Raw genomic sequence first — 18,588 nt, 5'->3', positions numbered from 1 at the left:
TTTGTAACGGTAATCCTTTACTTTGTAAACTCCCCAAATGGGCTAATCCATTCGTTTAGTTCCAATATTTCCATCCCTGCAAGTAATAGTGCAGCACATTAGGCTCATCAAGCGTCGATACTTTTTCATTGTTAGCACTAATATCCGGGGTAAAAATAAACAATTGTGCATCATTTTCTGGGCGGTAAAAGCGGGTTTTAACCGGTAATACTTGTTGGTTACTACACATCAAATTGCAAGCCATAACAAAGCCCCATTCGCCAAAAGAGGGCACATTCAAATGGTAAGGCAAGGTGTGTGCAAAGCCCGCTGCACTGAGCGTATTATTGATAGACCAAAATGCGTGTTTCGCAAAAAATGGACTGGTGGCCTGGGTCACTACAATACCGTTATTTGGTAATCGTGTTTTTACTAGTTGATAAAACTGCTGACTGTAAAGCCGTGCTAAATTGATTGCTTTTGGATCAGGTAAATCAATAAAAATAATATCGAACAGCTGTTCGCTTTGCTCAATAAACACATAAGCATCTTGATGAATAACCGTCACTTTAGGGTCACTGAGTGAGTGCTTGTTAAGAGTTGTCAGGTTGTGATTAGTTTGCGCAAGCCTAGCTACTGCTGGGTCTAAATCAACTAGGGTAATAGACTCTATTTGCGGGTACTTCAAAAGCTCTCTGGCTGCTAAGCCATCGCCACCACCTAAAATTAAAATACGTTTTGCATTGCCATGGCGCACCATAGCGGGATGAATAAGCGCTTCGTGATAGCGATACTCATCAATCGATGAAAACTGTAAGCCACCGTTTAAATAAAGTCTAATATCATCTTTATGGCGAGTGAGTACAATTTGCTGATAGGGCGTTTGCTCTGAGTGTACAACACGGTCATCGTAGATTTGGCTTTGCCAAAGATGGGTAAGCTGTTTACTCGCAAATAAGCAAAGCACTAATACTGAGCAGACTAAAACTAAAGTGAGCCTAAGCACTTTTCGACGATTTGCGCTGATATGGTCGATAAAGTACCACAGCAATAACAGCGCAATACTTAGATTCATTAAGCCAAAGCTTAACGCTGTTTTAAAAACCCCAAGCCAAGGTAAAAATAGAAAAGGAAACAGTAAAGTCGCAAGCAGGGCGCCAAAGTAGTCAATAGATAACACATTGGCGAGGTTTGCTTTTAGCGCATAATGTTTTTCCATTAGGCGACTTAACAGCGGAATTTCTAAACCAATCAAAATCCCTATTAGCGTGGTGAGTAAAATACTAATTGCTTGCAGCGGTAAACCAAACGCATAACAGAAATACAGCAAGGGCACACTCAAACCACCAAGTAGCGCAAGCGCTAACTCAAAGCCAATAAAATACACCAGCAATGGCTTATCAGGCACAAAACGCGAAAAATAAGAGCCAACCCCCATTGCCGCCATATAGACGCCAATCGTCAGGGAAAATTGGGTGATGCTATCACCCAAAAAGTAGGCACCGGTAGTTGCGATCAGCAGCTCATAAATAATAGAGCAAAGGCCTGCAACAAAAATGCTAAACAGTAAAATGTGGCTTTCGCGAATTGATTTATTTACCACCTGGGCCGCCTCGTGAACGGAAACCTGCACTACCAATACTTTGCTCACGCAATTGTTTATCAACGCTTATCGTGAGGTGGTGATAGGAGTAAACTTGCCAATCTTGCTCTTTGTCACCTTTGCTATATGCCAAGAAGGAAAAGAAGAGCACGGGTGCTAAAAACAGTAACACAATAGGCCAAACTGAGATGCGCGATTCCATTGCTTTTATAGCTTCTGGGTTTAACTTATTAATTGGTTTATAAGTAATATCAGAGCCTTCACGCTCAGCTTCTAAACGATGCAGCATTACAAATAGCGCTACACCGCCGATGAAACCAGAAATCCATAACAGCGGTAGCATGAAATTACTGTTACCTTTGATTGGAATAATACGAAACGTATAACTAAAATGTTCGGCACGCTTATTTGGGCCAAACGTACTACTGACGTAGGCGCTATATTGCCCCTTCTTAGGGAAGTGGACATCGTGATGAGTATAATCACGGTACTCAGTCCATTTACCATCTGAATCGTGTCCGGTTTCTGCCCAAAGTTCATCAGAGTAACTAAATAAGTAGTTACCATCAGGGTCAAAAATTTCGATATCAATGGCTTTCCATGAGTTTAAAGGCAGTCTGCCTTTAATTTCCAAGCGCATCATTTGGCCATCTTCTGGCACTGTAAATAGGTAAGGTTTGTCTTGTCCGTCGTAGTCTTTAAAGTTGCCATATTGGCCACTAATAAGTGGCGCTTGTAGATCTGCACGTATCACTAAGCAAACAACAAATGTGATAGCGGCAATAATAAAAAGCTTATAGATGTTCATCCATTACTCCATAAATAAGCTTAAATAGCGATAGTGATGATAACAGCAACACAGATTGCAATGCTGCTTTCAATAACCGCAACGGCGGTGTTTTTGTCGTGCATTGCTTGGTCGAGTGAAATTTTACTAAAGATAATTTTATCAACGAGGTAACGTACAATTGGTAAAATTAAAAAGCCAAATAATGCGTCAATAAAGAATAAGCTTAAGCTTTGTTGCCAGCTATGAAAGCCACCAATGAGCGCATGACACAAGATAATAGCTAGCGCCAACATGGTGCCAGAAAAGCTAAGCGCTACGGCTTTGTTACCTTTTTCGAGCTGTTCGTGAAGATTAAAAGCAGTGAGGTGATCATAGCCTTTGGCAAAAATGATCAGCATTAGTTGCCCTAAAAAATAAAACACTATGGCCGATAACCAGCTGCCTTCGCCGGTTAATGCACCACCAATGATCAGCGCAGCAGCCATATAGTTTGCCGCTTGTACTAAGCCTACGGCCTCGTTTTGTTGGTTAATTAATTGCTCTTGGTTACAGAACAAACGCAGCAGTAACTTGTCATTCAAAATACGTGAGCAGGTTAGCAGTACCATACCTAATACACTGTACAGAGATACATTCATCAAATCGCTTAGCAAACCTTGACTAGGCCCAGCTAAAACAAAGCCATAAATAATGGTAATTGCCCCTAAATAGCCACCAATAGATAAACCTAAGGCACTGTTGGCATTATCGGTTAACTGGCTGGTGGTGTTATAAGGGGTTGCTAAGTTATACGACAGTTTTGCAACGGCTATGATCGCAATGAATAGACCAATATAGGCGCTGTTATAGGCCATCGTTGCGAGGTAATGGGTTAAGTTAATATCCATATAATTATGTTAGCTTGTTGTTATTTTCCGAAAATATTAACACAGAGTGTTTGTTGCAAAGAATATCAACGCTTCATTTTTGGCAGAATTAATTAATTTCTTAAAAGTTTCATAGCTTTTGCCTGTCTCATTGTTAGGTTATGGGTTAAAATAACAACATAACCAACTAACAAGATAGTGAATGTCAAAACAGGATCCCAATCTCAGTCGAGAACAAGAAAAGTACGAAAACCCCGTCCCTAGCCGTGAGTTTATACTTACTCACTTAGAATCTCGCGCCAAACCAGCAAACTTCACACAACTTTGTGACGAATTACATGTGAATGATACAGAGCGTCAAATTGCGTTCAAACGTCGTTTACGTGCTATGGAGCGCGATGGTCAATTGTATTTCAATAAGTTTAAATGCTACGCATTGATTGATGAATCTGGCCTGGTTAAAGGCAAGGTCATTGGTCATCGTGACGGATTCGGCTTTTTAGAAGTTGAAGGTGAGAGTAAAGATTGGTTTATCGCAAAGCACCAAATGAATATGGTGTTGCACGGTGACATTGTGCTTGCTAAGGGCAATCGCAAAGGCTCAAGTGGCAAATGCGATGCACGGATCATTAAGGTATTAACCAATGAACGTGCACCGATTGTTGGCCGCTATTTTGTTGAGCATGGTATTGCAGTTGTTGTGGCTGAAGACCCACGCATAACGCAAGATATTATGATACTACCGGGTAGTGAAAATGGCGCGCGCCACAACCAAATGGTGCAGGTGCAAATTACCCAAAACCCAAGCCGACATATGAATGCGGTGGGCAAAGTCACTGAGGTACTGGGTGAGCACTTAGCACCGGGTATGGAAATTGAAGTTGCACTACGCAATCACGATATTCCCCATGTTTGGCCAGAAGCGGTTGAAAAGCAAGTTGCTCATTTAGGTGAGTTTGTTGATGAACAAGCAAAGCAAGGTCGCGTTGATTTACGTGACTTACCGCTAGCTACAATCGACGGTGAAGATGCCCGTGACTTTGATGATGCCGTTTACTGTGAGCGCAAACCATCAGGTGGTTGGCGTTTATGGGTGGCCATTGCCGATGTGTCGCACTACGTAGGAATGAACACGCCTCTGAATAAAGAAGCGATTGAACGTGGTAACTCAGTTTACTTCCCTGAGCAAGTTATTCCGATGCTGCCAAAAGTGCTATCGAATGGCTTGTGCTCATTGAACCCAAAAGTTGACCGTTTATGTATGGTTGCTGAGATGACGGTGTCAGAAGCGGGTAAGTTGTCTGGGTATAAATTTTACGAAGCGGTGATGAATTCACACGCTCGTTTTACTTACACTAAAGTGAATGCGATTTTACAAGGCGATGAAAAGCTACGTGAAGAGTACGCCAAGATGGTGCCACATTTAACTGACTTACAGCAAATGTACATGGCACTTAAAGCTGCTCGCCAAGAGCGTGGTGCGATTGAGTTTGAAACCTTAGAAACGCGCTTTGTGTTTAATGCACATCGTAAGATCGAATCAATCGTGCCAGTGGTTCGCAATGATGCACACAAACTTATCGAAGAGTGCATGATTTTAGCGAACGTATCGGCAGCCCGATTATTAGAAAAGCACGAGGCGAGTGCGCTTTATCGTGTGCATGATGAGCCTGACGCTGAAAAGCTTGGTTTCTTCAGAAACTTTTTATCAGAGCTTGGTATCGAAACCGCGATTTCTGATGAGCCAACACCAAAAGAAATAACCCAAGTGTTAGCTAAACTAGGCGACCGTCCAGAAGCTGAGCTTATTCAAACCATGCTGCTCCGTTCAATGAAGCAAGCGGTTTATCAGCCAGATAACATTGGCCACTTTGGTTTAGCTTTACCAGCCTATGCCCACTTTACATCGCCAATTCGTCGTTACCCTGATTTAGTGGTGCACCGTGCAATTAAAGCGGTACTTAAAGCGCAAGGTCAGCAAACATCGGGTGAGTATGCCTACACTGATGATGAAGTTGATATTTTAGGTGAGCAGTGTTCAACCACTGAACGCCGTGCTGATGATGCGACTCGCGAAGTCGCTGATTGGCTTAAATGTGAATTTATGCAAGACCATGTTGGTGACGAATTTGGTGGGGTGATCTCATCGGTAACTAACTTTGGTTTATTTGTACGCTTAGACGATTTACAAATCGACGGCATGATCCATGTAACTAACCTGGGCAATGAGTACTTCCATTACGATGGTGCTAAGCATTGCTTGATTGGTGAACAAACTCACACAGTTTATCGTTTAGGCGATAAATTAACGGTTCAGGTGTCATCTGTCAGTCTTGATGAGCGACGCATAAACTTAGTGTTAGCAGGTGAAGCGCAACAAGACCGTTATGCGCGTCGTCGTGGCCGTAGTGCCCCTGCAAAACCAAGTGTTCGTGCCCAGCTCAAAGCAGGTAAAATTCCTGGTAAAAAAGCGCTGTCAGGCAGCTTTGAGGCAAAATCAGGCGACAAAGAGAATGAAAAACGTGGCAAGTCTTCACCTTCTAAAGGGCGTAAAAAGCCTAATAGTAAACAAGCTGATGCTGTAAAAGCTGGCAAAAAGAAGAGTAAGAAAAAAGCCACCAAAAAGGCAAAAAGACCGGGTAAGAATGCCCGTAAACGTAATGGCCGAGGAGCAAATAATACGTGAGTAATGAATTAATTTTTGGTTTTCACTCAGTTGAAGCAATATTAGCAAAAGAGCCTGAGCGCTTTTTAGAAATATACGCTTTAAAAGGACGTGAAGATAAACGCTTAAACCCGGTTATTGACCAAGCACGTAAATTCGGTATTTCTGTACAGTTTATGCAGCGTAAAGCGCTTGATAATAAAGCAAATGGTGAGCAGCACCAAGGCATTATCGCTAATGTGAAAGCGGCGCGCATGTATAACGAAAAAGATCTTGATGAGATCATAGCCCGTGAAGAAACGCCTTTCTTGCTGGTACTTGATGGCATAACAGATCCGCATAACTTAGGTGCCTGTTTACGCAGTGCAGATGCTGCGGGCGTGCACGCGATTATCGTTCCTAAAGATAAGTCTGCAAAACTCAACGGCACAGCGCGTAAAGTAGCATGCGGTGCAGCAGAAACAGTGCCATTGGTACAAGTCACCAATCTTGCGCGTACGCTACGTGAAATTAAAGATGCTGGCGTTTGGGTTGTCGGCACTGCCGGTGAAACAGATACAGAGTTATTTGATGCAAATCTAACAGGGCCAATGGCTGTTGTTATGGGTGCTGAAGGGGATGGTATGCGCCGTCTTACACGTGAGCATTGTGATTTATTAGTTAAAATCCCAATGGCTGGTACGGTATCTAGCTTAAATGTGTCAGTTGCGACCGGTATTTGTTTATTTGAAGTGTTACGTCAGCGTAATGCAACGCAAATCTAACTTGGTAAATTTCAGACACAAAAAAGCCGATGTAACATCGGCTTTTTTGTATCTATTTCGTAAGATTAGATCTTTGCGAAAGCGTCTTGTAGTGGTGGTACTACTTGCTTCTTACGGCTTAATACGCCATCTAACCATACGCGACCGTCTTCTGATTTAACATCATAGGCAGCTTCGATTACTGATACGTCATCAGACGCAATTAGCATTTCAGAGCCTTCTTTCATGATATCAGTTAACAGGAGTAATACTGAGTGGCGACCGCCTTCTTCTTTAAGCTTTGCGATGTCAGCTTCAAGATCTGCTTTGATCTCATCAAATACAGCAAGGTCGATAACTTCTAGCTGGCCAATACCTACTAGCTTACCGTTCATGTTGAAGTCTTTGAAATCACGCATTACTAAATCGCGTGCAGGTGTGCCTTCCACTGCTGATTTAACCTTGAACATTTCCATGCCCAGTTCTTTGAAATCTTCGATGCCAGCGATTTCAGCAAGTGCTTCAACACACTTGATATCAGCTGTTGTACACGTTGGTGATTTAAAGATTACAGTGTCGCTTAAGATTGCGCATAACATGATGCCTGCGATATCTTTTGGAATTTCTACATTATAGAAGTCATACATCATTTTGATGATAGTGTTTGAACAACCCACTGGGCGGATCCAACACTCAAGTGGTGTTGATGATGTTAAGTCGCCTAGTTTGTGGTGATCAACAACACCTACAACGCGTGCTTCATCGATGTCATCAGGTGCTTGTGTTTTTTCTGTGTGGTCAACGATATAAACGTCTTCGCCCGCGTAGCTAAGTTTTAGCTCAGGTGCTTCGAAACCGAATTTATCTAGGATAAATTGTGTTTCAGGTGATACTTCACCTAAACGCGTCGGGATCGCAGGTTCATTGATCTGGTTTTTTAAGTAAGCAAGCGCAATTGCACCGCAAATTGAATCTGAATCAGGGATCTTATGACCCACTACATACATTGACATTGACGGAACTCCTTTAAATTTGGCGGATATTTTAGCAAAGTATCGACAGATTGATACATAACAGACATGAAATTTTGTTGATCAATTACAACTGCCAATTAATGTCCTTTTTGGTTACACTTTAAGATATTGAAAACTGAGGAAGATACTGATGCGCTTGAGCCGAAAAGCATGGAATAATGTGGTGATTATTTCGATGCTATTGATGATTTTTTTCTTCAATGGCCTACATAAAAAGCTCAATACACAGCCTGTTGAAGAAGGAGTACAAGCATTACTCCCAGAGCAAAGCTTTATTTTGGCGATGGCATTTCCAGAATTAAAAATCGAGCGTATCGGCACCTCTTGGCGTAGCCAATCATTGCAAGAAACCACATGGCAAGGCGATGAGCAGCAGCTCGAACAACTCGTTGAACTTTGGCAACATCAAAAACTGACTTTTGCCAGTCTCCCTGTTAGTAAAATTTCACAGACATCGGCTGATTATGTTGCCTCCGTGTGGCTAGCCGGGGAGCAGTTGCCAGCGGTGTATCAGTTGTACAACATAGATCAGCAATACTATTTATTAGATAAGCGGTTACAACGAGTATTTGAGCTTGAACAAGCTGATGCTGCTAAGTTATTTCCGTTATACCCGTTTTAAGAGAGTCACAGATGCCTGAATTACCAGAAGTTGAAGTTAGCCGTTTGGGAATAACGCCGCATGTGCTTAACCAAACAGTGACCAAAGTAAATATTCATAACGCCAGTATGCGTTGGCCAGTGCCTGATGATGTATATCAATTACAAGGACTTAAAGTTACTTCAGTGGAGCGTAGAGCAAAATATTTATTACTCGGTTGTGAGCTGGGTAGTGTTATTTTGCACTTAGGAATGTCGGGCAACTTACGTGTTGTGAGCGCAGATGAGCTATTAAAAAAGCACGACCATATCGAGTTTATTTTAGCCTCAGGTAAAGCGTTAAGACTCAACGACGCCCGTCGCTTTGGTGCCTGCTTATGGCAAGCACCAGGCGAATGTCATACCTTGCTAACCAAGCTTGGACCGGAGCCTCTTACCGATGAGTTTGCTGCAAAGCGTGTTTACGAACAGTCTAGAAATAAAAAAGTACCAATTAAACAGTTTATTATGGATAACGCTGTGGTCGTTGGTGTAGGTAATATCTATGCCAATGAGTCGTTATTTAAGGCCGGAATTCACCCGAAACGAGAAGCCGGCAAGGTGTCTTTAAAGCGTTATCAGCAATTAGTTCCTATTATTAAAGAAACACTTGCTGCGGCTATCACGCAAGGCGGCACAACATTAAAAGATTTTGCTCAAAGTGATGGTAAGCCCGGTTATTTTGCCCAGCAATTACTAGTTTATGGTCGCAAAGGTGAGCCATGTGTAACGTGTAAAGAGCCATTAAAAGAAATTAGATTAGGGCAAAGAAGCACTGTGTACTGCTCTAATTGTCAAAAATAACAATGAAGAAGCACGCCAAGGCGTGCTTTTTCATTACAGTTCAAATGGTGCTACACCAACGGCTTTCATCTTGTAGCCTACTTGAGCAATTTCACCAGACCAGGTTTCGGTGCTGATAACGCCTGTCACGACAATCGCATCGTAGAGGCTTTCGATTGGCACGCCATCTTTAATCGTGACATGCACAATTTGATTTGGTGGCGGTGGTGGCACGTGAATACATGCACCAAAATAAGGAACCAATAAAAACTCGGTGATCACTTCGCTATCGCCTTCTAGTGGTACAACAAAGCCAGGAATACTCACAGATTGGCCATTAAGCTCTTTTACCACAGGTGCATCAAGGTCTGGTTGCACCCAGTTTTGCTCAGATCCTTCATGGTTTGCTTGTGCTTGGGTGTCGATCTGCACATGACCTTTTGGAATTAAATCTTCCCAGAAGATTTCTTTTGGTGCGCCAGCATTAGCGCTAGCACACAAAACTAATGCGACTAAAGCGACGAATTTTCGAAAAAACGGCATAACATTCCTTAAATTTTAATACTCATGCCATCAGCAAGAGAGTAGAAATACGCACGGGTTGCAGGAATTAACCCAACAATAAAGCCTGCGACCATTATCGCAGCTAAGAGCATGAGTTCATAGGATGACAATAAAGCAATATTTAGGCTTATTCCTGCATGGCTTTGCAAGTAATCTGCGCCGAGTAGCATTAAAGCATAGAATAATGCGATGCCAACTATGCTGCCTAGCCCTGTAATGAGTAATGATTCGACACTGATCAAGGTGAAAATATGCCAAGGTCTTGCGCCAACAGAGCGCAAAATTGCAAGTTCTCTGCGGCGTTGATTTAAACTTGAAAGCAGGCTAGTTAACATGCCAAGCAAACTGATCAGCACCACGACGATAGAAAATAATAGCAGGATTTTTTCAACGATAGAGAGCATTTCCCAGAGTTCACGCAAAGTAACACCCGGCATGATGGCAAGCAGTGCCTCATCTTTGTATTGGTTAATATTACGACGCACTTGTAAGGTATAAAGTGGTGAATCAAAACCAAGTAAAAAAGCGGTTATTTGTTTTGGTGTGCCAACTAAATCAACATCATCATGCTGGTCATGGTCATGGTCATGGTCATTTGCATCAGCCTGAGCGGCTTCATGCTGATGAGCATGACCGCCATGAATCGCGTCAATTGCTGCAAGTGGGATATGCAGGGTTTTATCAACAGGTGTCCCCGTTGGTTTTAAAATACCAACTACTTTAAATGGGTTATCGTCATGATTATGAAAGCTGGTATTGCCCATGCCGTGTGCAATCACCACTTCATCACCAAGTTGATAGCCAAGGGTATTGGCAACCTCAGCCCCTAGTACAACCTCAAATAAATGATTAAACTCATGACCTTGTGAAAAGCTTAACGGCTGTTTTTTAGCAAAGCGATAGTGCTCAAAATAGTCTTTATTTGTACCAAGTACAGCTAAACCTTTATGGCTGTCGCCAAGCGACATAGGGATAGCCCATTTTACACCGCGCTGCTCAGAGATGTATTGGTAGCTTTTCCAACTCACACCATTATTAGCATGGCCAATCCGAAATACCGAAGACAGCAGTAGTTGGATATCACCGGTACGCGCACCGACAATTAAATCAGTACCAGAAATTGTATTGCTAAAGCTACTTTTAGCATCGACACGAACCCGCTCAATCGACATGAGTAGCATTACGCTGATAGCAATGGTAAACAGGGTGAGAAGGGCGCTGGCCTTTCGGTTTAATAAACTTTTTGTGGCGAGTTTAATGAGTAGCATCTGTGCCTCCTTGTAACTCAACAAGGCTGATACTGCGGGTAAATAGCGTTTGTAATGTTTCATCATGGCTAACAAAAATTAGCGTGCTATTTGCTGCGTTTGCCTGTTCAAATAATAATTTTACAAAGGCTTGGCGATTTTGCGTGTCGAGTGCTGAGGTAGGTTCGTCTGCAATGATAATTTCAGGGCTGCCGATAAAAGCTCGCGCTGCGGCAACTCTTTGTTGCTGACCTATACTCAGCTGTGCAACGGCTTGATGTTGCAAGGCGTCGTTTAATCCTAAAGCAGTGAGTAGGCGGCTTGCCTCCGCGGCTATTGTTGCACTATTTTTTAATGCGTTTTTTTGCCTTTGCTTTGAAAATTGGCAACCCAAAGTCACGTTTTCAATGGGCGATAAATAGGGCAGTAAATTAAAGTTTTGAAAAATATAGCCAATATGGTCGGCACGAAAACGGTCACGTTTACTATTACTCAGTTGGTTTATCGCTTTACCAAGAAGCTGGATATTGCCCTGTGTTGGCACTGTGACGCCAGCAAGCAGGGATAATAACGTTGATTTACCACAACCACTCGGACCGTGAAGAAAAACATGTTCGCCTTGATCAATATCTAGCTTAGTAATATTGATCGTCGGCTCAGGTTGTTTTGCGTGCCATTTAAAAAGCACATTTTCAAGCGTGATCATAACGACCTATGAATTGTTACCATCGCCAGTAATTTAACTCTTTGCGCATTTTAAAATTACGAATAAAATTACGTGGTTTCGGCTTAAGTGCAGGATTGCTCAATAGTAATTCATTGCTAGCAGCAAGTACACGTTGACTCGATAAGCCGTCTTGGTAAGGATGCAGTTGCTGGCAGAAGTGTTCGATTTTTGCCATTAATTCCGCAGGCTTACTCAATGCATAGTCAATTGCCTCGGCAACTTTATCTGCATCTGTAATATCAACTAAATGCTCACCAGCACCATGATTACAAAAAGTCACCACAGGTTTTCTTTGTAAGATAAACATAAGCAAAATAGACGAGGTATCACACAGCATAACATCCGCTGCTTGTAATAGTGGTAATACGTTATCAGTCTCGACAAAGGTTAGATTGTCGTTTTGTAGAGCCTTGTATTGTTCAACAATCTCGCTTGGCATTTTTGGGTGAAATTGCACCAAAATTCGCCACTTGCCTTGTTCACTGTATGCTTTTATTTGTTCGTATAATTTAGGTGCAAGAGAAAGGCGCTTTGAGAAAGTCGAGCAAATCAATAAGGTTTTTCTGTTGTCATCATGATTTTTGTATGGATTGTTTTCAATCTCACTAAAGTAAGGATCGAGCGTCGGCCAGCCCGTTTCTTTTACTTTAAAGAACCCATGTTGCTGGGCAAGCTCTAAAAAAGTAGTCGTGGTTGTTGGACCTTGAGTGCAATATAAGTCAAAGCACCCTCGAATATTAAAGTGATTATCAACACCTTTATTCATGCGCTTTCCTGAATTGAAACCATGGAAAACAGCCACTTTTTTACCAGGGATGAAATCCGGCACCACATTCCCTGGTACATACACGATATCTGGACGCCAGTCTTTTAGCTCATCTACTGAGAATAATCGAATCTCATCTTGGTGAAGGAAGTTTGGATTTACTTCATCGCCGTACAAAAACCAGCGAACTTCGCCACCTCGGGCTAAAATCTCCCGTTGTAATGGGCGTAAGATCGCGTACGAATAGTTCTGCGAAATAAACATTAAGTATTTTTTGTTTGCGGTAGCTGCTAAGTAATCCAAGAAAACCTCCTATTGCGAGGTCGCTATTATAGCGAAATAATGTTTATGACAGCAAAATTACTGGAAGTTTAAATTTTTATGTTTTTTATCACGTCCGCAGGCTGCTGATGATAGTGCAATGATTGAGCTTTCAAGGCGTCTAGATTATTATAGGCGGCCATAACCCCAATCCCATACATGTGCTCACATGAGCATGCCAAATACTATCGGAGATAGCATGACTAGCTATAAAGTTTTAGACGTAAACGATGATTTACCGATCCGTACCAAAGGTGCGGTACACAGTGGTAAAGTGCGTTCAGTTTATTGGTTAACTGATGAAGACAGCGCTCGTTTAATTAATGAAAAAGGTTATCAAGTTCCAAAAGGAACTGAGCTAGCTATTATGGTTATTTCTGACCGTATTTCTGCGTTTGATTGTATTTGGCAAGGTGAAAACGGTTTAAATGGTGTGCCTGGTAAAGGCATCGCGCTAAACTCTGTGGCATCTCATTGGTTTAAGTTATTTGATAAAGCAGGTCTTGCTGGTAACCATATTGTTGATATTCCACATCCATATGTATGGATTGTGCGTAAAGCAAGTACAGTAAAAGTTGAAGCCATTGCGCGCCAATATATTACTGGCAGTATGTGGCGTGACTACGCCAAAGGTACACGTAGTTTCTGTGGTATTGATTTACCAGAAGGCTTAGCTGCGAACCAAAAGTTAGATGAAGTGTTAATTACGCCATCAACGAAAGGCATTATTACCGGTGTTGCTGAGATCCCTGAAGTAGATGATGTAAATATTACCCGTGAAAATATTACGAATAACTTAGCTGTTTTTAACTTCAAATCTGAAGATGATGTCGCTAAATATGAGCAATTACTTGTTGAAGGCTTTAAGCTGATCAGTGATGAACTTGCACAGCTTGATCAAATCTTTGTCGATACTAAATTTGAATTTGGTTATGTTGAAGACATTGATGGTTCAGATAAGCTTATCTATATCGATGAAGTAGGCACACCAGACTCATCACGTATCTGGGATGGTCCAGCTTACCGTGACGGTAAAATCATTGAAAACTCAAAAGAGGGTTTCCGCCAGTTATTAATTAATAACGTGCCAGACAGCGACGTGTTATTAAATAAAGACCGTATGGGCGAGCGTGAGCAGCTTGCTAAAGACTACACCTTGCCAGAATCAGTGATGCTTGAAGTGTCTGATACCTACGTTGGCATTGCGAGTAAAATTATTGGTCAAGAAATCACTATTCCTAGTGACCCAAGAAATGAAGTAATCGCAATTTTAGATAGTGATTATGGCTTAATTAAGCACGATTAATAGGCATTTACTAATTTTATTCATAGCTAAAATGCTATTTTTAAAGCCAAGCTGTCACAAATAACATTGCTTGGCTTTTTATTACCTTCTGTACTCATTTCTGAATGATGTATAAGGTAATTAAACGGGATAAACATGATCCCAATAGTCTCCACCTTTCTGACATTACAGATTAATTGATAACGAAAGTAACACTAAGCAAAGTTATTACTGTAACTAATTCACTAAGTTTTAAGTTTTTCGTCAATACTTTCTTGCCTAAAACCGGTCTCTATCAATGAAATGATTAGGTATAACTTAACAATAGATTAATCTATACTGAATTGTGAACTAAGAGCGGAACTAATTAATTATGTTGATGTTTGCGAATTTTTTTAGCCGGGTATGTTACGTTGCTTTGTTATTAGGCTCAATGAATGTACTTTCAGCGGACTTTTCCTTTGTTGTACGCGATCAATTTGGAGAGCCATTAAAAGATGCTGTTATTGAGTTTAAGGATCAGCAGTTAAATCACCAAGATAACTTATCAGTTGCCGTCATGGACCAGGTTGATAAGCACTTTACTCCTAAAGTACTTGTTATTCAAAACGGGCAATTAGTTGACTTCCCAAATAGTGATAATATTCGCCATCATGTGTACTCATTCTCGACTGTAAAGCAATTTGACATCAAACTTTACTCTGGTCGGCCTGAAAAACCCGAAAAATTTGAATCACCCGGGATTGTTGTTCTCGGTTGTAATATCCATGATTCAATGGTCGGATACATTTATGTTGCAGATAGTTCAGAAGTGCTAAAAACGAGCGTAGATGGGAAGGTTCAATTAAATGTGAGTACATTTCCTGTTAGCTTTACGGTATGGCAACCAAACCAACAGAGTGATATCGATCAGAAAAAAACAATTACATTTGCTGATTCTTCGCAGGTTGCAGATATTGTCATTACTACAATAGAGCCGAAACCACGAAATACATTTGGAGAAATGTTTAAGGGTACTAATGATTAATAGTTTAAGAGGGCGAGTTATTGCCTTATGTGTTGGTCTTGTTCTGTTAACAAGCTTAGTCAGCCTAGTTAGTTCTTGGTGGTCTGCGAATCGTTTTAATGACCAAAAGCTTCTAGAAGATATTAATGTTGCTGAGAATGTTTTTAACCAGTATTTAAGTGCGAAAGAGAGCCTTCTTCTAACTGCTGCAAAAGTGTTAACAGCAGATTTCGGTTTTAAACAAGCTGTCGCAACTCAAGACGCCGATACTATCAGCAGTGTCTTAAATAATCATAGTAGGCGGATTAATGCTGATTTAATGATGCTCATAAACTTATCTGGGGAGCTCGTTTCTGCTAATACGGATTTCGCTCACATGCCAAATGAGTTTACGGCATTAATGAAGCAGTTATTAGATAACCCTGAGCAGTCAAATTTCATTGTTATCGAGCAGACTCTTTATCAAGTTATTATATTGCCAGTTCGAGCACCGAGAACAGTTGCATATAGTTTGGTTGGTTTTGAAATCACAGATCTAGTTGCCGAAGAGTTAAAAAAACTTACAACTATGGATGTAAGTTTTATCGGAGAGGATGATGATGTCGTTGAAACCTCTCTTGTTGATAAGCCAGAAGATAATGCAGTACTTAGGCATTTTGAAAATAAATCTACACAGCGAATTTTTGGGGAAAAGCCAGTTTATCGTAATCGCCTTGTTGAGCTACCTTCGGTTTCTGGGCATAAAGTATCAGTGCTACTAAGTGCCGATTTAACTCGAAGTTATCTTGAATTTGAGCAGCTCTTTTTTACTATTATTTCATTAGCAGCTATCACAGTTGTGATTGGTGTTTTAGCTAGTGGGATTTTGGCTAAAAACCTTACCACACCGCTTTCTAAACTTACTTTACTTGCTCAGCAATTCGCGCGGGGTAACTACAAAGCTGAATTTATAGGAAAAAAGCAAAGTACTGAAATTACGACGTTAGTTGATGCATTCAATAATATGGGTAATGACATTAAAGAACGTGAACGACAAATCAACTTTCAAGCAAGTCATGATACGTTAACAGGGTTTTTAACACGCAGTGCCATGTTGGAAATTATGGAATCGCTATTAGGGCAAGGCACTGAATATACTTTAGTTGCTATTGATATAAGAGGTTTGCGGCATATCAATGACAAACTTGGCCCTCGTATTGGAGATGATTGTTTAAGAGAAGTTGCTGAACGTATTAGTGAGTATTCTGAGCCGCTTGGTGGAGTTAATGCACGCATAGGTGGAGATGAGTTTTTAACCTTATTTCCAAGTGGAAAAGCAGAGCAATTAAAAAGTGGAGTCATGGATTTAATGGCTCAGCTACAAGTCGGTTACACTATTCAAGGCTTGAATATTACCTTGCGATTTAGCGCTGGTGTAGTTCATTGTACCTTTGAGGGAGTTAAGCCCGATGATCTAATGCGCCGAGTTTTAATCGCAATTGATACAGCTTCGTCAAAAAAGAAGAATGTTCATTATTATCAAAACGGCGAAGATGAAGAGTATCTGGAACGGTTGGCAATTATTGATGAATTAAAACATGCATTACAAGCAGACGATGGCCAATTGTTTATGACTTATCAACCAAAGCTAAATTTAAACACCTCTAAGATCGATAAAGTGGAAGCGCTGATCCGTTGGCAAAGAAAGGATGGGCAGTGGGTATCACCGGAGCTATTCATTGATTTAGCTGAGCAGTCAGGTGTTATTGTTGATTTGACTGCTTGGGTAGTTAAAACAGTTGTCACTCAAGTCGCAAGGTGGCAAGAACAAGGCATTATTATGCAAGCCGCTATCAATGTTTCGGCTCAAGATATTGCCTTCCCAAGCTTTTTCTCTCATTTGGCAAAACAATTAAAAGAGAATGATGTTAATGGACAGCTTATTACAATAGAGCTGACAGAACGCGACATGATAGAAAATGAAGAACAAGGTATTAAAGCATTAGAAAACCTAAAATCACTTGGGGTAAAAATATCGCTAGATGATTATGGTGTTGGGCAAACTTCATTGGGTCGCTTGAAATTACTACCTATCGATGAACTTAAGTTAGATAAATGCTTTATTCTTCAATTGGAGCAATCTAAACAAGATCAGTATATTGTTGAATCAACAATAAACTTAGGTCATCAGCTAGGTTTCTCTGTCGTTGCAGAAGGTGTTGAAAATAAAGCTTCTTTAGACTTTTTGAAACTAATGAAGTGCGATTATGCGCAAGGGTATTACTTGAGCAGGCCACTAAAATCAGAGCAGTTTTTACAATGGCTAGAGGTCTATAATGAAGCATCTTAATTGGCTATTTGGACTAACTTTCATTGTTTTTACAAGTTCAGGGTTTGCAGCTTCAGGTAAATTATTAGCAACGCCCGGAGTCTCTCAGGTTGAAGGCAGTGCGGGTGGTGGGATTGTTCCATGGGCTCAGCTCGCAGGCTATGCAAGTGATGATGAAATCGCTTTGAATGGCTTTTGCAGTCGTGCAAATGTGAGTGATTACCGCTTAGATGTTTGTGGTGCGCAGCTAAATGTTTATGATCGCGTGGAATTTAGTTATGCGGAGCAACGTTTCGAAGTTCCCGCATTAAATACCGATATTGAGCAATCAATTACCGGGGCAAAAGTACGCTTATATGGTGACATTGTTTACAGTAAATGGCCGCAATTAAGTTTAGGTGTGCAGCATAAGTCTTTAGATGATGGCAGTATTGCTAGTTTATTAGGTGCAAAAGATACCTGCGGTACCGATATTTACCTTGCTGCTAGTAAATTACATTTAGGGGCGCTTGCAGGGTATAATTGGTTTTGGAACACCACCTTTCGTTATAGCGATGCCAATCAGCTAGGTTTGTTAGGTTTTGGCGGTCCTGATAGTGATAAAAAATTGTTGTTTGAAGCATCTACAGCGGTGTTTTTAACCCATGAAATAGCTTTGGGTGTTGAGTATCGGGTAAAGTCCAATAACCTTGGTTTAGGAGAGCAAGATTGGCAGGATGTATTTGTGGCTTGGTTTCCTAATAAGTATGTTAGCATCACCGCTGCTTGGTTAGACTTAGGAAGTATTGCTGGTGCTGAAGACCAAACTGGTTGGTACTTATCAGTAACAGGGTATTGGTGATGATAAAAACACTTTTTACATTTGTATTTACCGTTATGCTTGTGGGTTGCGTAAGTAGCAATAATGGCACCTTGTACCAGCAACTTAATGGTAAACAAGGGATTGAAAAATTGGTTGAAAGTTTTATCAATCAAATAGGCCATGACGAACAGATTTTAGCTTATTTTAAACAAAGCAATGTTGCGCATTTTCGCCAAGGCTTTATCACTCATTTGTGTAGTGTCACCGACGGTCCTTGTGAATACAAAGGCGATAACATGGTTGATATACACACTGGAATGAATATCTCAAAAAAAGACTTTAACCGTGTGGTAGAGCTTTTGATTAATGCTATGGACGAACAACAGATTCCACAAACAGTACAAAATAAAATTCTTAGTCGCTTAGCACCCCTTCGCCCTGAGATAATTGATATTTAGCT

At 41.0% G+C, this 18,588-nt stretch carries 17 protein-coding genes; 9 read left to right on the top strand and 8 right to left on the bottom strand.

The genetic code is table 11. The features are described from left to right. Positions 1-55: 55 nt before the first annotated feature. The 3 genes from CWB80_RS08490 to CWB80_RS08480 are packed head-to-tail and all read right to left on the bottom strand — an operon-like array spanning position 56 to position 3,259. Positions 56-1,582, bottom strand: coding sequence for a polyamine aminopropyltransferase (locus CWB80_RS08490; protein ID WP_171041501.1), 1,527 nt, complete (start codon positions 1,580-1,582; stop codon positions 56-58). Next, positions 1,572-2,390, bottom strand: coding sequence for a hypothetical protein (locus CWB80_RS08485; protein ID WP_054561029.1), 819 nt, complete (start codon positions 2,388-2,390; stop codon positions 1,572-1,574). Before CWB80_RS08485 ends, CWB80_RS08490 begins: the two co-directional genes overlap by 11 nt. A gap of 20 nt (positions 2,391-2,410) precedes the next feature. After that, positions 2,411-3,259 carry a DUF350 domain-containing protein gene (locus CWB80_RS08480; RefSeq protein ID WP_228290552.1) on the bottom strand — a complete coding sequence of 283 codons (849 nt, stop codon included), beginning with the start codon at positions 3,257-3,259 and terminating at the stop codon, positions 2,411-2,413. A 181-nt stretch (positions 3,260-3,440) separates the two neighbouring features. Between CWB80_RS08480 and rnr the strand changes: the two genes are divergently transcribed. Continuing rightward, positions 3,441-5,924, top strand: a complete 2,484-nt coding sequence (gene rnr, locus CWB80_RS08475; protein WP_138598854.1) for a ribonuclease R — start codon at positions 3,441-3,443, stop codon at positions 5,922-5,924. After that, positions 5,921-6,667 carry a 23S rRNA (guanosine(2251)-2'-O)-methyltransferase RlmB gene (gene rlmB / locus CWB80_RS08470; RefSeq protein WP_054552704.1) on the top strand — a complete coding sequence of 249 codons (747 nt, stop codon included), beginning with the start codon at positions 5,921-5,923 and terminating at the stop codon, positions 6,665-6,667. Before rnr ends, rlmB begins: the two co-directional genes overlap by 4 nt. Before the next feature lie 65 nt (positions 6,668-6,732). Here the strand turns inward: rlmB and CWB80_RS08465 are convergent, their stop codons facing one another. After that, positions 6,733-7,659 carry a manganese-dependent inorganic pyrophosphatase gene (locus CWB80_RS08465; protein WP_054552703.1) on the bottom strand — a complete coding sequence of 309 codons (927 nt, stop codon included), beginning with the start codon at positions 7,657-7,659 and terminating at the stop codon, positions 6,733-6,735. 151 nt (positions 7,660-7,810) lie between these two features. Here CWB80_RS08465 and CWB80_RS08460 point away from each other — a divergent pair, with 151 nt between their 5' ends. Next, positions 7,811-8,302 carry a hypothetical protein gene (locus CWB80_RS08460; RefSeq protein WP_171041500.1) on the top strand — a complete coding sequence of 164 codons (492 nt, stop codon included), beginning with the start codon at positions 7,811-7,813 and terminating at the stop codon, positions 8,300-8,302. Positions 8,303-8,313: 11 nt separating this feature from the next. After that, complete coding sequence (gene mutM / locus CWB80_RS08455) at positions 8,314-9,123, top strand: bifunctional DNA-formamidopyrimidine glycosylase/DNA-(apurinic or apyrimidinic site) lyase (RefSeq protein WP_138598856.1); 810 nt, start codon at positions 8,314-8,316, stop codon at positions 9,121-9,123. A 33-nt stretch (positions 9,124-9,156) separates the two neighbouring features. On the opposite strand, the gene CWB80_RS08450 is transcribed toward mutM, so the two are convergent. Genes CWB80_RS08450 through CWB80_RS08435 form a run of 4 tightly spaced genes read right to left on the bottom strand, consistent with a single transcriptional unit; the run spans position 9,157 to position 12,709 of the window. Next, positions 9,157-9,645 carry a DUF3299 domain-containing protein gene (locus CWB80_RS08450; protein ID WP_138598857.1) on the bottom strand — a complete coding sequence of 163 codons (489 nt, stop codon included), beginning with the start codon at positions 9,643-9,645 and terminating at the stop codon, positions 9,157-9,159. A gap of 8 nt (positions 9,646-9,653) precedes the next feature. Then, positions 9,654-10,934, bottom strand: a complete 1,281-nt coding sequence (locus CWB80_RS08445) for an ABC transporter permease (RefSeq protein WP_138598858.1) — start codon at positions 10,932-10,934, stop codon at positions 9,654-9,656. Then, on the bottom strand, positions 10,921-11,619 hold the full coding sequence (locus CWB80_RS08440) for an ABC transporter ATP-binding protein (protein WP_138598859.1): 699 nt from the start codon (positions 11,617-11,619) through the stop codon (positions 10,921-10,923). The genes CWB80_RS08445 and CWB80_RS08440 overlap by 14 nt, the downstream gene beginning before the upstream one ends. 16 nt (positions 11,620-11,635) lie before the next feature. Continuing rightward, entirely contained in the window at positions 11,636-12,709 is a 1,074-nt protein-coding gene (locus CWB80_RS08435; protein ID WP_249362547.1) for a CDP-glycerol glycerophosphotransferase family protein, read from the bottom strand. A gap of 217 nt (positions 12,710-12,926) precedes the next feature. Here CWB80_RS08435 and CWB80_RS08430 point away from each other — a divergent pair, with 217 nt between their 5' ends. The 5 genes from CWB80_RS08430 to CWB80_RS08410 all read left to right on the top strand — a co-directional run bounded on the left by CWB80_RS08430 (position 12,927) and on the right by CWB80_RS08410 (position 18,586). Next, positions 12,927-14,033 (top strand): phosphoribosylaminoimidazolesuccinocarboxamide synthase, encoded by a 1,107-nt coding sequence (locus CWB80_RS08430; RefSeq protein ID WP_138598860.1) that lies wholly within the window; start codon positions 12,927-12,929, stop codon positions 14,031-14,033. Positions 14,034-14,445: 412 nt separating this feature from the next. Further along, a complete protein-coding gene (locus CWB80_RS08425; protein ID WP_249362545.1) occupies positions 14,446-15,039 on the top strand; it encodes a methylamine utilization protein in 594 nt (197 codons plus the stop codon). Further along, positions 15,032-17,347, top strand: coding sequence for an EAL domain-containing protein (locus tag CWB80_RS08420; RefSeq protein ID WP_138598862.1), 2,316 nt, complete (start codon positions 15,032-15,034; stop codon positions 17,345-17,347). Before CWB80_RS08425 ends, CWB80_RS08420 begins: the two co-directional genes overlap by 8 nt. Beyond that, a complete protein-coding gene (locus CWB80_RS08415) occupies positions 17,334-18,167 on the top strand; it encodes a DUF3034 family protein (protein WP_138598863.1) in 834 nt (277 codons plus the stop codon). Before CWB80_RS08420 ends, CWB80_RS08415 begins: the two co-directional genes overlap by 14 nt. Continuing rightward, complete coding sequence (locus CWB80_RS08410) at positions 18,167-18,586, top strand: group I truncated hemoglobin (protein WP_138598864.1); 420 nt, start codon at positions 18,167-18,169, stop codon at positions 18,584-18,586. Before CWB80_RS08415 ends, CWB80_RS08410 begins: the two co-directional genes overlap by 1 nt. Positions 18,587-18,588 lie beyond the last annotated feature (2 nt).

The organism is Pseudoalteromonas sp. S1650, assembly GCF_005887195.1.
Lineage (GTDB): Bacteria > Pseudomonadota > Gammaproteobacteria > Enterobacterales > Alteromonadaceae > Pseudoalteromonas > Pseudoalteromonas simplex.
This window is presented reverse-complemented; position numbering and strand designations above follow the sequence as displayed.

Excerpts from the sequence above, each read along its gene's own strand:
- CWB80_RS08425 (WP_249362545.1), top strand. The coding sequence starts at position 14,446 with ATGAATGTACTTTCAGCGGACTTTTCCTTTGTTGTACGCGATCAATTT.
- CWB80_RS08465 (WP_054552703.1), bottom strand. The coding sequence starts at position 7,659 with ATGTCAATGTATGTAGTGGGTCATAAGATCCCTGATTCAGATTCAATT.
- rnr (WP_138598854.1), top strand. The coding sequence starts at position 3,441 with ATGTCAAAACAGGATCCCAATCTCAGTCGAGAACAAGAAAAGTACGAA.
- CWB80_RS08430 (WP_138598860.1), top strand. The coding sequence starts at position 12,927 with ATGACTAGCTATAAAGTTTTAGACGTAAACGATGATTTACCGATCCGT.
- CWB80_RS08480 (WP_228290552.1), bottom strand. The coding sequence starts at position 3,259 with ATGGATATTAACTTAACCCATTACCTCGCAACGATGGCCTATAACAGC.
- CWB80_RS08440 (WP_138598859.1), bottom strand. The coding sequence starts at position 11,619 with ATGATCACGCTTGAAAATGTGCTTTTTAAATGGCACGCAAAACAACCT.
- CWB80_RS08445 (WP_138598858.1), bottom strand. The coding sequence starts at position 10,934 with ATGCTACTCATTAAACTCGCCACAAAAAGTTTATTAAACCGAAAGGCC.
- mutM (WP_138598856.1), top strand. The coding sequence starts at position 8,314 with ATGCCTGAATTACCAGAAGTTGAAGTTAGCCGTTTGGGAATAACGCCG.
- CWB80_RS08420 (WP_138598862.1), top strand. The coding sequence starts at position 15,032 with ATGATTAATAGTTTAAGAGGGCGAGTTATTGCCTTATGTGTTGGTCTT.
- CWB80_RS08485 (WP_054561029.1), bottom strand. The coding sequence starts at position 2,390 with ATGAACATCTATAAGCTTTTTATTATTGCCGCTATCACATTTGTTGTT.
- CWB80_RS08410 (WP_138598864.1), top strand. The coding sequence starts at position 18,167 with ATGATAAAAACACTTTTTACATTTGTATTTACCGTTATGCTTGTGGGT.
- CWB80_RS08415 (WP_138598863.1), top strand. The coding sequence starts at position 17,334 with ATGAAGCATCTTAATTGGCTATTTGGACTAACTTTCATTGTTTTTACA.
- CWB80_RS08460 (WP_171041500.1), top strand. The coding sequence starts at position 7,811 with ATGCGCTTGAGCCGAAAAGCATGGAATAATGTGGTGATTATTTCGATG.
- CWB80_RS08450 (WP_138598857.1), bottom strand. The coding sequence starts at position 9,645 with ATGCCGTTTTTTCGAAAATTCGTCGCTTTAGTCGCATTAGTTTTGTGT.